The 13,351-nt window shown below is 65.9% G+C and carries 12 protein-coding genes; 4 read left to right on the top strand and 8 right to left on the bottom strand.

The window, feature by feature from the left end; all coding sequences use genetic code 11:
• The first annotated feature begins 66 nt into the window (after positions 1-66).
• Positions 67-1,785, top strand: coding sequence for a M1 family metallopeptidase (locus NX780_RS13550; RefSeq protein ID WP_258828394.1), 1,719 nt, complete (start codon positions 67-69; stop codon positions 1,783-1,785).
• 97 nt (positions 1,786-1,882) lie between these two features.
• Here NX780_RS13550 and NX780_RS13555 read toward each other — a convergent pair whose 3' ends face one another.
• The 8 genes from NX780_RS13555 to NX780_RS13590 all read right to left on the bottom strand — a co-directional run bounded on the left by NX780_RS13555 (position 1,883) and on the right by NX780_RS13590 (position 9,341).
• Positions 1,883-2,428: a hypothetical protein gene (locus NX780_RS13555; protein WP_258828395.1), complete on the bottom strand. Its 546-nt coding sequence runs from the start codon at positions 2,426-2,428 to the stop codon at positions 1,883-1,885.
• Between the two features lie 100 nt (positions 2,429-2,528).
• On the bottom strand, positions 2,529-3,719 hold the full coding sequence (locus NX780_RS13560) for an alpha/beta hydrolase family protein (protein ID WP_258828396.1): 1,191 nt from the start codon (positions 3,717-3,719) through the stop codon (positions 2,529-2,531).
• 32 nt (positions 3,720-3,751) lie between these two features.
• Positions 3,752-4,906, bottom strand: a complete 1,155-nt coding sequence (locus NX780_RS13565; RefSeq protein ID WP_258828397.1) for an acyltransferase family protein — start codon at positions 4,904-4,906, stop codon at positions 3,752-3,754.
• On the bottom strand, positions 4,903-5,652 hold the full coding sequence (locus NX780_RS13570) for a LytR/AlgR family response regulator transcription factor (RefSeq protein WP_258828398.1): 750 nt from the start codon (positions 5,650-5,652) through the stop codon (positions 4,903-4,905). The genes NX780_RS13565 and NX780_RS13570 overlap by 4 nt, the downstream gene beginning before the upstream one ends.
• Entirely contained in the window at positions 5,649-6,683 is a 1,035-nt protein-coding gene (locus tag NX780_RS13575) for a sensor histidine kinase (RefSeq protein WP_258828399.1), read from the bottom strand. Before NX780_RS13575 ends, NX780_RS13570 begins: the two co-directional genes overlap by 4 nt.
• Positions 6,684-6,724: 41 nt before the next feature.
• Positions 6,725-7,222 carry a nuclear transport factor 2 family protein gene (locus NX780_RS13580; protein ID WP_258828400.1) on the bottom strand — a complete coding sequence of 166 codons (498 nt, stop codon included), beginning with the start codon at positions 7,220-7,222 and terminating at the stop codon, positions 6,725-6,727.
• A gap of 236 nt (positions 7,223-7,458) precedes the next feature.
• Complete coding sequence (locus NX780_RS13585) at positions 7,459-8,553, bottom strand: carbonic anhydrase (protein WP_258828401.1); 1,095 nt, start codon at positions 8,551-8,553, stop codon at positions 7,459-7,461.
• 143 nt (positions 8,554-8,696) lie between these two features.
• Positions 8,697-9,341, bottom strand: coding sequence for a VTT domain-containing protein (locus NX780_RS13590; RefSeq protein WP_258828402.1), 645 nt, complete (start codon positions 9,339-9,341; stop codon positions 8,697-8,699).
• A 102-nt stretch (positions 9,342-9,443) separates the two neighbouring features.
• Here NX780_RS13590 and NX780_RS13595 point away from each other — a divergent pair, with 102 nt between their 5' ends.
• From NX780_RS13595 to miaA, 3 genes are read left to right on the top strand one after another with little or no spacing between them, the layout of a single operon-like run.
• Complete coding sequence (locus NX780_RS13595) at positions 9,444-10,379, top strand: peptidylprolyl isomerase (RefSeq protein WP_370663612.1); 936 nt, start codon at positions 9,444-9,446, stop codon at positions 10,377-10,379.
• Positions 10,380-10,420: 41 nt separating this feature from the next.
• Positions 10,421-12,325, top strand: a complete 1,905-nt coding sequence (gene mutL, locus NX780_RS13600) for a DNA mismatch repair endonuclease MutL (RefSeq protein WP_258828403.1) — start codon at positions 10,421-10,423, stop codon at positions 12,323-12,325.
• Positions 12,322-13,278 carry a tRNA (adenosine(37)-N6)-dimethylallyltransferase MiaA gene (gene miaA, locus NX780_RS13605; RefSeq protein ID WP_258828404.1) on the top strand — a complete coding sequence of 319 codons (957 nt, stop codon included), beginning with the start codon at positions 12,322-12,324 and terminating at the stop codon, positions 13,276-13,278. Before mutL ends, miaA begins: the two co-directional genes overlap by 4 nt.
• Positions 13,279-13,351 lie beyond the last annotated feature (73 nt).

Genomic DNA, 13,351 nt, shown 5'->3' on the forward strand with positions numbered 1-13,351 from the left:
TCAATATATCCGGAAAGTTTCCTCCGTGATAAATTGGACAGATTATTAACCGCTCCCGCCCGCCAGATGAAAAAGATCGCGATCGCCACTGCCGCCAGCTCCCTGCTGGCCGCCTGCGCCACCACGACGCCGCCTCCTGCGCTCACGTCCTACACCGTCGATTCCGGCGTCGCCCGCAGTCCCGACCAACTGGCGCTCAGCTTCGAGAAGGCCGACCTGAACATCCGGGTGGAGCCGAAGACCCGCAGCATCCAGGGCGACGCCCTGCTGACCTTCGGCACCCGCCAGCCGGTCGACCGCATCGAGCTCGACCTCGACCGCAACCTGCCAATCGAGGCCATCGAGGTCGACGGCCAGGCGCTGGCAGGCGGCAGCTGGAGCAATCCGGAAGGCCGCCTCACCGTCAGGCTGCCGCAGCGCCTGGAACCGGGCAAGCAGACCACGATCCGCGTGCGCTACCGCGGCACGCCGCACGTGGCCAGGAACGCCCCTTGGGACGGCGGCTTCGTCTGGTCGCAAACGCCCGATGGCCAGCCCTGGGTGGCCAGCGCCGTGCAGGGCGAAGGCTGCGACCTGTTCTGGCCCTGCATCGACCATCCGACCGGCAAACCGAAGCAGGTCGACCAGCACTTCACCGTGCCCGCCCCCCTGGTCGCGGCCGGCGCAGGCGTCGCGATGGGCATGGACGAGAAAGACGGCTGGCGCACCTGGCACTGGTCGACCAGGAACCCCAGCACCTACGGCATCTCGATCAACGTCGGCCCGTATAAACTCCTGGAAGGGAATTACGCCAGCCGCTACGGCAACACGGTCCCGCTGCGCTTCTGGTACCTGCCGCAGAACGACAAGCAGGCCGCGGAGCTGTTCAAGGAATTCCCGCAGATGCTGGAGTTCTTCGAGCGCACCATCGGCCCCTACCCCTTCGGCTACGAGAAGATGGGCGTGGTCGAGACCCCGCACAAGGGCATGGAGCACCAGACCATCAATGCCTACGGCAACAAGTACGCCAAGACGCAGTACGGCTACGACGAGCTGCTGCAGCACGAACTCGCCCACGAATGGTTCGGCAACCAGCTGACCAATGCCGACTGGGACGATATGTGGCTGCACGAGGGCCTGGGCACCTATATGCAGCCGCTCTACATGCAGTACCTGCGCGGCCAGCAGGCCTACTTCGCCGAGCTGATGGCGCAGCGCGCCGGTATCCAGAACAAGGCGCCTATCGTCTCGGGCAAGCCGCGCACCGAGGGCCAGGTGTATTCCACCGAACGCGGTGGACCGGGCCAGGACATCTACACCAAGGGCGCGCTCGTGATGCACACGCTGCGCGGCGTGATGGGCGACGAGGCCTTCTTCCGCACCGTCCGGACCAGCGTCTATGGCACCCCCGACCCGCGCCCCGGCAACTTCGAGCCGCGCCTGGGCACGACGAAGGAATTCATGGAGATTGCCAAACGCGAGAGCGGGCGCGACCTGGACTGGTTCTTCCAGGCCTATCTCTATCAGGCGGCCCTGCCGGACCTGCAGGCCACCCGCAGCGGCAACACCCTGAACCTGGCGTGGAAGACGGAGAAGGACACGCCCTTCCCGATGCCGGTCGAAGTGCGCGTGGGCGAGCGCATCGTGAACGTGCCGATGACGGACGGGCGCGGGAGTGTGCAGCTGGAGGAAGGCGCGCATTACGTCCTCGATCCGAATTCGAAGATCCTGCGCCGCGAGCCGCATATCGAGCGTTATCAGGCGTATCGGGAAGAGCAGCGCAAGAAGCGCAGCGCGGCAAAGTAATCGCCGGGCAGCCGGGCGGCCTCCTGCCTTAGCGGGGGGCGCTGGCCTGCCGGTGCTGGCGCCGCCTCGAAAACGGCCTCAGCTCAGGCATTTGCGCCTATCGGCTTCCCAGCTTTTCCACGACATAGGACAGCCACTTGTCTTCAGGATTCGGCCGGCCACGCACAGTCTCGATGCGCTCGAAGCCGCGCCAGACTGCAGGCTTGCCGCAGAAGATCAGATAGCTTTCACCGACAGCGAAATCGGGCCGCAAGACGCAATCCATGTCGTTGTACAGGCGCCCTCCTCCCTGCTGCCAGAACGCTTCGTCGCTGTGATCGGCCGATGCTGGTTGGTGGCGCGTTTGGCCATGCGCGCCGATCAGGATGAAGCGCGGTTCTTCCGGTCCGAGAATGCGCTGCTGGACTTCGAACTCGTACTCTACGGACGGACGTCCGCCACCCGTTGCGCCCGACAATGGAGTCGCGCGGACCACCTTTGCAAGCGATACATCGCTTGCCTTTGCAATCAGCTCCTGCGGTGTCACGACCTGCTCGCGCGGCGGGGCACGGCAAGCCCAGCTGGCGGGACTTGCGATGACGCCCAGCACGAGAGCCGCGCAGGCATGCCTTACCATATTGAACCCTGTCGATCGCATGGGCATTGTCGGTCTCCTCAGGAACTGGATCCGCCCATGTTAGCAGCCAGTCAGGCTGCCGAAATACGCGCTCTGTCACGAATCGGGAAAGCCCGAGCGTCGCCAATCACCGTTTGCCTTGGCGGGGCATGTATTCCATTTTCATCGAATGCGGCGCGGCGCCGTTGGCGACCGGCCTGTTCGCCAGGTAGGCCAGTCCGGCTCCGTCGTTCTTCAGGTAACCGTTCAGGAAGTTCAGGATGTACCTGGCTCCCAGGCTGTATGCGAACGATACTTCCTCAGGCGTGTATTCCTTGTACTCGGCGGGGTCGTCGAGCCGGATATATGCGGACCCGAAGTGGACATGCTCCATCGGATACATCGTCAGCAGGTACACGTCCGCATTGCTCATGCGGCTCATGAAGCTGCCGCTCATGTCTTCCTTGTAGCGGATATTTTCTTCCATCGACGCCGGGGTCTGGGCGAGGAAGAGCAGTGGCGTCCTGAGTTTCTCGGGGACGGCGTACTTCGCCTGCGTCACGATGGAATTGAAATAGCGTACCGCGCCGTCCATGCACACGAGGGCCTTGATCCGCTCGTCTTTCGCAGCCGCGAGCACGTTGCTGAGTCCACCCCAGCTGAAACCCGCCACCGCCACCCGCGTCATGTCGGCCTGCGGCAGCGTGCGCGCATAATCGATCAGGAAGCGGATATCGTCCACCTGCAGTTCCGCGTGCTTCAAATCCTTCTTGATCCAGCGGCTCGTTTCTCCGATGGTTGGCGCGGCGATCACGATATAGCCATGGCTCGCCAGGAATTCGGCGATGTCCGCGTTTTCGAAGGTCGTGTTGTTGATGCTGGGCGCGTAGATCACCACCGGATACTTGCCGGCCTTCGGCACGGCGTCGCGCACCGCCCACATCCTTCTGCGCCGTTCGGACTCGACCTGCTTCCTGCGCTTGCCTTCGGTGACCATCTGCAGCCAGGCATCCACCGTCCGCGCCCGCTCTTTCGGCGAGCGTTCGGGGTCGGTTTCCCAACCGACCAGCTGCAGGTAATCGTCATACCTGACGCCCTGCCCGCCCTTCTCCGCCGGATACCAGATCACCGTTTGGATCGGCCGGCCCCGGTTCTCCTGTTTCGAAAACACGCTTGCCAGCATGCCCTGCTGCAGCGTGAACGTGCGCGTGCGATCGTATTGCTTGACCACGCGCACGCCCACACCGTGCAGGCCGGGCATGTTCGAGAACGTGAACAGGCTTTCGGCCCTGGCTGCCGTACAGGCCAGGCAGAACATCATGGATAGAATCACGCGCATACGAGCCCCTGAAAATGTGGATGCAATGACCGTCAGCCCACCCGCGCGCTGCCGGACGGGAAGGCGGGAGCAGGCCAGGGCGCCTTCGCGGCGCTCGCAGGGAACCAGCGCGCCCGTAGCCGCATGAAGGGCGTCTCGACCACCCGGTACAGCACCCAGCCGCCCAGGATGCCGGCCGCCATGACGGCAAGGATGGTGAGCGGCGCACCCGGATCGATTCCCCTGCCGAGCAGTTCCGGGCGCAGCGCCATGAACACCGGCTTGTGCACCAGGTAGACCGCATAGGACCACAGCGCCAGGCTGGCCGCGCCGGGAATGCTCAGGCGGTTCAGGAGCGAACCCGGGCTGAGCGCGGCGCAGGTCAGCAGCGCGAAACTGATGGCGACCAGCGAGAAGCCGAAGGTCGATCCCATGAAGGCGCTCGGCGCATCGTTCATCACCCCATAGAGCACGGCCGCTGCCATGCCCAGGCCTGCCGCCAGCAGCGCGTTCCCATGACGGAGCACGCGTGCAAAGGCCGCCGGATGGAAGTTCTTCAGCATGGCGATGGCCACGCCCGGCAGGAGTTCGTCGAAGCGGCAGAAGCTCGAGTAGTACACCGGCGCCGCGAAGACGTCCTTGCCGTCCATGAAGGCCATGCCGCGCGCCGTCATGCCGGTGCCGATCGCGGCGAACAGGGCGCACCAGAGCAGATGCGGCGAGCGTCTGCTGCCGACCAGCGCCAGCACCGCCAGCGGCAGCACCAGGTAGAACTGCTCCTCGATGCACAGCGACCACGAGTGCGTGAAGGTCTCGCCGTAGTTCAGGCCGAAGTTCTGGGTGAAGGTCAGGGACTGCCAGGTCGGCGCCATGCTTTTTCCCGCGATCGGACTGTCGGGCAGCAGTAGGTAGACGGCCAGCACGACATAGTAATTCGGCAGCGTGCGCAGCAGGCGGCGTGCGAGGAAGGTTTTCAGTTCCAGGCTCTCGCCGCGCGCCGCCGGCGCCAGCAGCTGGTTGCCGATCAGGTAGCCGCTCAGCACGAAGAACAGGTCGACGCCGGCCCAGCCGATGTCACCCATGAAGCCGAAGGTCGGGGCCCGGCTGACGAAGCTGTTGTAGTGGGACATCAGGACCAGCACGATGGCGAGCGCGCGCAGGGTGTCCAATCCGGCGAGCCGGCCGTGTTTCGATTCGCGGGGTGTCATGCGGTTTTCTTGTTGAGGTGTTGCAGCGCTTCCGCCAGGGCGGGCATATAGGTGCGGCTGGCCCGCAGCACGCTGCCGTCGCGCAGGCGCAGCAGGGCGTCGCGGTTGGTCAGCGCGCGCAGTTCGGCGATCATGTCGAGCCGCACGATGGTCGAGCGGTGTATGCGGTGGAACTGGCGCGGATCGAGCTGCATGGCCAGGTTGTGCAGGCGCTCGCGCACCAGCCAGGTCTTGCCGTTCGCGTGCAGGGTGGCGTAGTCGCCATCGGCCTCGATGCGCTCGACTTCGGCGACCGGCACCAGCACCGTGCGCGCGCCGACCCGCACGCTGAAGGTGCGCGCGACCGGCGCAGCCGGCGGCGCCGCGCGGCACGGCCCCCGGTAGGGAAAGGCCTGCTGCGCACGGTCCAGGGCTTCGTCCAGGCGCTCGTCGTCGACGGGCTTGAGCAGGTAGTCGATCGCCGCCAGGTCGAAAGCCTGGACGGCGAAGCCGTCGTAGGCGGTCAGGAGGATCGCCATCGGCCGCTGCCCAGGGGGCAGCGCGGCCAGCACCTCCAGCCCGGTCCTGCCAGGCATCTCGACGTCGACGAAGGCCAGGTCGGGACGCAGCGCCGCGATCCCCTCGCAGGCGCTGTCGCCGTCGCCGAATTCGCCCACCAGCTCGAAGCCGCTGCGTCGCGCCAGCCTGGCCTTGACCGCCAGCCGGGCCAGCGGCTCGTCGTCGATGACGACCACCCGGATGTTCATGCCACTGCCTCCTCGGTGCGCAGCGGCAGCGCGATGCGCACGCCGAAGCGGCCGTCAATGCCCCACCCCGCATCGACCTGCTGCTCCTCGCCGTAGAGGTGGCGCAGGCGTTCGCGCACATTGGCAAGGCCGATGCCCTTTCCGCAGTAGACAGGCTGCCGGCCATCATTGTGCACCTCGACCAGCAGGCGCGTTCCCTGGCGCTCGACGCGGATGTCGAGGCGTCCCGGCTCGGCCAGCGGCGCGATGCCGTGGCGGATCGCGTTCTCGACCAGCGGCTGCAGCATCAGGTAGGGCACGACCGCATCCAGCAGGTCGGGCCCGGCCTTCATCGTCAGGCGCAGGCGCTCGCCCAGGCGCGCTTTCTCGATCTCGAGGTAGGCGTCGAGCAGGGCCAGTTCCTCGGCCAGCGAATGCTCGTGGCGGCCGTCGTGCGCCAGGGTGGAACGCAGGAAGCTTGAAACGCAGCCGAGCATGTGGTTGGCCTCGCGGTTGGCTTGGCTTGATACCAGCGCGGAGATCGCGTTCAGGGAGTTGAAGAGAGAATGTGGATTGACCTGCAGGCGCAGTGCGCGCAGTTCGGCGTCGCGCGCCGCAGCCTGGGCCTGGGCCAGGTGCAGGCGGACCTGCTGCAGCGACAGGTAGTAGCCGGCCACCGCATGCACCGCGCAGAAGGCGATCAGGGCCAGCCAGCAGCCGTCCAGGCCCTGCACCAGTTCATCCCAGCGGTATTCCGTCTCCAGCCCGAGCGAGATGGCGAGGCGTTGCCCGAGTACGGCATTGAGCAGGGACATCGCATAGGTCGACGCCAAGAGCACCAGCGCCATGCGCAGCCAGGGCCATTCGCGCCGCCACATGGCCCGCTGCAGCAGGGCCAGCGGAACCAGCCAGGCCAGGCAGGCCGTGAAGAACAGGGTGCGGAAGGCGGCGGCATAGCCGTGGCCGAAGGCCGGCAGCCCGAGGATGGCCATGCAGGCGCACACCGGCAAGGCGGCCAGCACGGGGACGAGCAGGGGCGTTTCGACTTTCACGCTGGGCGTTCCGGATCTGTCAATCCTGCGATTCTATCTTGTCAATCGCCCATCGAGAACAGCATCGAGCTGATTTTCCAGCCGTCTTCCGCGCGCACCATCTGCCAGCTTTCGCTGCCGCGGTTGACCACCTTGCCGTCTTCGATGAAGTCGAAGTCGAACCAGACCGAGGCGACCGCGCCGTTGGTGTCGATGCGCACGTTGTAGAAGCGCTCCTCGATCGGCTTGCTCTCGGTCTGGACGAATTCGGCGAACTTCTTCCAGCTCGAGGGCACCACCTTGCGCGCCTTCGGATGGCGCGCCTTGACCTTTTCCCAGGCCTTCTCGTCGGCCACCGACAGCCAGCTGTCGTGGTCCTGCAGGAACAGGCTGCCGAGGGTCTTGCCGTCGTGGGCGATGATCGCGGCCTTGAACTGCTCGACGACGCTGTTGATGGCCGCGACATCGGCTGCGGGGCCGCTGCTGCGGACCTGGTCGGCGGCGTATGCGGAATGGGTGAGGCAGAGTGCGAGAAGGATCGAAGCGAGGAAAGCGCGCATGGGAACTCCGGGGGTTGGAAAGTTCCCACCTTAGTAAGAGGCGAGATTGCGGTCCAGCGCAATGCGCCGAACCGTGCACGCGGCGCGATGAAACGGTGAATCAAAAACCAGGGTGTCAGGTCTGACATTAAAACCAGGGTGTCAGGTCTGACATTCAGACACGGCCTCGACAGTTGGCGAGCAATTAAAGCTGAGCTCGTGTCCAAATGTCAGACCTGACACCGAGGTTGAATCGGTCAATTGGATTCCTTGATCATCCGGCCATTGCTCGGCTGGACGGGACGCGCATTGAGGGGATACAGGCGCGAGAACAAGGCCATCTGGGCGGGCGAAGCCTGCATCGGCTGCTTCATGACGATCCACAGCACGTCCTCGGTGCAGGGCGGCTCGGTCAGGGAACCCATGTAGGTGAAGTATTCGCGCTTCTCGGGCAGACCTTCGTTCGGGTCCAGCACGATCGAGGGCGAGACCGTGGTCTGCTTTTCCAGCGGCAGGTTGTTCCACACGGTCTGGATCAAGGGGTTGGCGCGGCCGCGCTCGAGCAGCACGGCCAGCACCAGCAGCTTGCCTTCGAAGCTGCGGTGCACGAAGTGGATCACCATCTCCGTGCCCTTGCCGTTGATGCGCTCTTCCGACGGGCGGTGGAAGTGGAACTGCTGCAGCTCGTAGCTCATGTTGCCCACGGTGAGGAAGTTGCCGCCGCCGACGTTGACCTGGATGGTGTGGCCGTTGTCGATCTCGCTGAAGGAGCTCGGATGGTAGTCGAAGGTGATCTGTTCCAGGTCGACCTTGATGCCGTCGCGCAGATCGATCGGCGACTGGCGCTTGCCGGTGCTGCACTTGGCCCAGGCGGAATTAATGTTCGACCAGTTGGCCGGGCCGTACTCGCCCTCGTAGGTCCAGTGGGTGCCGTTCTTCGGCTTGTTGGCGGCGGCGATCGCCGCTTCGGCTTCCTTGCGGCGTTTGGCCTCAGCCGCCTTCTTCGCCCGTGCGGCCGCGGCCACGCGCGCAGCCTGCTGCTCGCGCAGCTGGGCCAGGCGTTCGGCGATGCGCACCGACAGGTCGACTTCGGCCTGGTCTTCGTCGGCTGCGGCCGGCGCCGGCGCAGCGGCGGCAGGCTTGAGGTTCGGCTTGATCGAAGGCTTGGCCGGCACGCTGCCCTTGCCTTCGAGGATGGCCTTGACGTCGGCCGACTTGCCGTCGACCTTGGCGTCGCTGGCCTTGAATTCGGCGACCGGCTTGGCCGGCGCTGCGGATGATGGAGCGGAGTCGCTCGCGCTTGCGCCGGCCATGGCGAGGCTGCAAGCTAACAGGGCGATGAGGTGGCGCATGGGATTCCAGGATTGGTCTGTCCTCATGCTTATCGGCAAATTGTCGTCAAAACTTGAGTGCGCTAAAGCAACAACGCCCCGAAAATCTCGGGGCGTTGAAGGTGTTGCAAGGGGTGGAAGCGATCTGACAACCCATCGGCTGCTCATCGGCTGAGCACTCGCCGTGCGAATTTAACCATGCCACCAATGGCCAGTGGCACCATGGCCGCCGAGATGCCGACCAGTACGATCTCCGTCAGGTGCTCGCGGACGACTGGAATGTTGCCGAACAGGTAGCCGGCTGTCACCAGGCTCACCACCCACAGCACCGCGCCCGTGATGTTGAAGAGCTGGAAGCGGGCATGGGTCATCTCGGAAACCCCGGCGACGAAGGGCGCGAAGGTGCGCACCACCGGCACGAAGCGCGCCACGATGATGGTCTTGCCGCCGTGCTTTTCAAAGAAGTCGTGGGTGCGCTGCAGCGCATCCTTGTTGATCCAGCGGTAATTGTGTGAGAACACCCGGTGGCCGATTGCCTGCCCGATGTAATAGTTCAGGGTGTTGCCGAGGACGGCCGCCGCGACCAGCAGGGCCGTCAGCAGCGGATAGTTCATCTCGCCGGTGGCGCAGAAGGCGCCGGCGATGAAGAGCAGGGTGTCACCAGGGAAGAAGAACAGGACCACCAGGCCGGTTTCGCAGAAGACGATGGCGAACAGCACGATGTAGACATACAGGCCGTACTGGGCCAGCAGCGTGCCCAGCGTTTTATCGACATGAAGAATCATGTCGAATAATTGCATCAAATCCATATTCGTCCTAGAAGGTAGCCCGCCATCATATCATCTCGGATGCTTTACCTTGTGACCACATTCCCGCACAATCGCTCGAATACCCATCCATACGGAGACTGCATGACCGCCGTGTTCACCTTGCGCCTTGCCACCGCCGCCCTCGCCGCCATGGGCTTCGCCGCCCAGGCCGCGCCTGACGCCACCAAGGCCAACACCCTGCCGCCGAAGCCCACCGTGGCCGACGTGCTCAAGGCCTCGAAACCGTCCGACTGGCGCGCGCTGGACCCGGAGAACACGGTCTACATGGACCTGCCGACGGGCCGCGTGATCATGGAACTGGCGCCCGCCTTTGCCCCGGCCACCGCCGCCAACATCCGCGCCCTGGTGCGCGAAAAATACTTCGACGGCCTGTTCATCATCCGCTCGCAGGACGGCTTCGTGGTGCAGTGGGGCGACCCGGACGAAGAGAACCCGAAGCCCTTCAAGGCCGCCAAAACGGTCAAGGAAGAATTCACCGTGCCGATCAGGGACGCGGCCAAGGCCGGCGCCTTTACCCGCCTGAAGGATGGCGACGTCTACGCGCCCCAGGTCGGCCACGTCAACGGTTTTCCCGTGGCGCGCGATCCCGCCAGGGGCGAGACCTGGCTGCCCCATTGCTACGGCATGATCGGCGTGGCGCGCGACAACGGCTACGACAGCGGCAACGGCTCCCAGCTCTACGTGGTCATCGGCCACGCGCCGCGCCACCTGGACCGCAACATCACCGTGGTGGGACGCATCGTGCATGGCATGCCCCTGCTGTCCGCCCAGCCGCGCGGCACGGGCGCCGCCGGCTTCTACGAGAAGCCGGAACAGCGCATGCCGATCCAGTCAGTGCGCATCGCGGCCGACCTGCCGGAAACCGAGCGCAGCAAGTTCGAAGTGATGCGCACCGACAGCGCCACCTACCAGGCCGTGGTCGAGGCCCAGCGCAACCGCGGCGGCCCGTGGACCAAGGTTGCCACCGGCAAGATTGACCTGTGCAATGCGCCGATTCCGGTGCGCGAGCAGAAGTAAGACCGCCGCCGCACCCCGTTGGGGCGGGATATAATTTGCCGATGAACGCGCCCGCCCCTACCCACCGTCCGATCCAGCAGCTGCCTGATCAGCTCATCTCGCAAATCGCCGCCGGCGAGGTCGTCGAGCGGCCCTCCGCCGTGGTGAAGGAACTGCTCGAGAACGCCCTGGATGCGGGCGCGACCCAGATCACCGTGCGCCTGGAAGAAGGAGGCGTCAAGCGCATCGCCATCACCGACAACGGCCGCGGCATCGAGCCCGAGCAGCTGCCGCTGGCGCTGGCCCGCCATGCGACCTCGAAGATCGCCTCGCTGCACGACCTCGAACACGTCGGCACCCTGGGCTTTCGCGGCGAGGCGCTGGCCTCGATCGCCTCGGTCGCCGCGGTGCGCATCACCTCGCGCACGCCGAACGCCGCCCACGCCTGGGAAATCGTCGGCTCGCACGAGGGCACCGTGGCGCCATCATCGGGCGCCTTCGGCACCACCATCGACGTGCAGGACCTGTATTTCAACACCCCCGCGCGCCGCAAGTTCCTGAAGTCCGAACAGACGGAATACGGCCACTGCGCCGAAGTCGTGCGCCGCATCGCGCTGGCGCGTCCGGACGTGTCCTTCAGCCTCACGCACAACGGCCGCACCATCGACCACTGGAACGTGAGCGAAGCGGCCAAGCGCAGCGCCCAGATCCTGGGCAACGACTTCGCCGAGGCGCGCCTGCCGCTGGACGAAGCGGCGGGTCCCTTGCGCCTGCATGGCTACGTCGGCCTGCCGACGGCCTCCAAGGCGCGCGCCGATGGCCAGTTCTTCTACGTGAACGGGCGCTTCGTACGCGACAAGCTGCTGGTGCACGCGGTGCGCGCGGCCTACCAGGACGTGCTGCACGGCGACCGCTTCCCCTGCTACGTGCTCTCGCTCGACCTCGACCCGGCACTGGTCGACGTCAACGTGCACCCATCAAAGATCGAGGTGCGTTTCCGCGACAGTCGCGCGGTGCATCAGTTCGTGTTCCACGCGGTGCAGCGCACCCTGGCCCAGACGTCGGCCACTGCCCACGGCAGCGCGCCGGCGCCGATCTCCGCCGCCGAAGTGCGCCCGACCGGCACGCCGGTGTGGGCGCCGCGTCCGCACGAGCAGACCTCGTTCGGAGCGCAGCTCGCGCCGACCTTCTCGCCCTCGCCTTTCGCGCCGGGCAGCCGCTGGGACGATCCACGCCCCGCACCATCGCAGGGTGGCGTAGCCCAGCGCACCGAGGCGTATGGCGCACTGTTCGCGTCGAACGAGCCGGCGAAAGCGGCCGCACCGGTCGGCGTGCCACTGTCGGCATCCGACCGCCCGCTGTCGAACGACGACTTCCCGCTCGGCTTCGCGCTGGCCCAGCTGCACGGCATCTACATCCTGGCCCAGAACACCAAGGGCCTGGTGCTGGTCGACATGCATGCGGCCCACGAACGCATCCTCTACGAACAGATCAAGAACGCGCTGGACGCCAGAGCCGAAGGCGAAGAGCTGCAGGTGCAGCAGCTCCTGATCCCCGTGACCTTCTACGCCGACGCCATCGAGGTGGCGACCGCCCAGGACCACCAGGAGACCCTGAAGGCCCTCGGCTTCGACATCGCCGCCCTGTCGCCGACCACGCTCGCCGTGCGCACGGTGCCGACCCTGCTGAAGAATGCCGACGCGCAGACGCTGGCGCGCGACGTGCTGCGCGACGTGCGCGAATTCGGCGGCTCGCGCGTGCTGATCGAGCGCCGCAACGAACTGCTCGGCACCCTCGCCTGCCACACGGCGGTGCGCGCCAACCGCATCCTGTCGAACCAGGAGATGAACGCCCTGTTGCGCCAGATGGAAATCACCGAGCGCTCCGACCAGTGCAACCACGGCCGCCCGACCTGGGTCCAGCTCGAAATCGCGGCGCTCGACAAGCTCTTCCTGCGCGGCCAATGATGTCTGATCCAAAGAAACCGATGGCCGTGGCCATCATGGGGCCGACCGCGTCCGGCAAGACCGCGGCGGCGCTGGCGATCGCGAAGACGCGTCCCGTGGAGATCATCTCGGTCGACTCGGCCCTGGTCTACCGCGAGATGGACATCGGCACCGCCAAGCCCTCGCCCGAGGAACTGGCCGCCGTGCCCCACCACCTGATCGACATCATCGACCCGCTCGAAGCCTATTCGGTGATGCAGTTCCGCGAGGATGCGATCCGCCTGGTCGGCGAGATCTCGGCGCGCGGCGCGCTGCCGCTGCTGGTGGGCGGCACCATGATGTACTTCAAGGGCCTGACCGACAGCCTGGACGACCTGCCGACCGCCGACCAGGCCGTGCGCGCCTCCATCGAAGAAGAAGCCGCGCGCATCGGCTGGCCGGCGATGCATGCGAAGCTGGCCGTCCTCGACCCTGTCACGGCCCAGCGCCTGAAACCGAACGACGCCCAGCGCATCAACCGCGCCCTCGAAATCATCCAGCTGACCGGCAAGCCCATGTCGGAGCTGCTCGGATTGCGCGCCAGGCCCGAGCTGCCATTCGACCTCGTCTCCTTCGCACTGGAACCGTCGGACCGCGCCGTCCTCCATCAACGGATCGCCCAACGTTTCGACGGGATGCTGGGCACGCGCGACGACGAGGGCCTGGTGGCGGAAGTGGCGCGGCTGCGCGCGCGGGGCGATCTGTCGCCGACCCTGCCCTCGATGCGCTGCGTCGGCTACCGCCAGACCTGGGACTACCTGGACGGCACGATCAACCGGGAAGACCTGCGCGAACTGGGCATCATCGCCACCCGCCAACTGGCCAAGCGCCAGATCACCTGGCTGCGCGCGATGCCGGAGCGGATCGTGATAGACTGCCTCGGTACGGACCCGACGCAAGCCTTGCTGGACCGGCTGGCAGCGTTGGAAAAATGACATCGACGTAAGATTTTTACGCCAGGGAACAGTGTCCAGCCTTGACAGGCGTCGCGCTGGCCCCGATAATGCC

The organism is Massilia agri (assembly GCF_024753255.1).
Lineage (GTDB): Bacteria > Pseudomonadota > Gammaproteobacteria > Burkholderiales > Burkholderiaceae_D > Telluria > Telluria agri.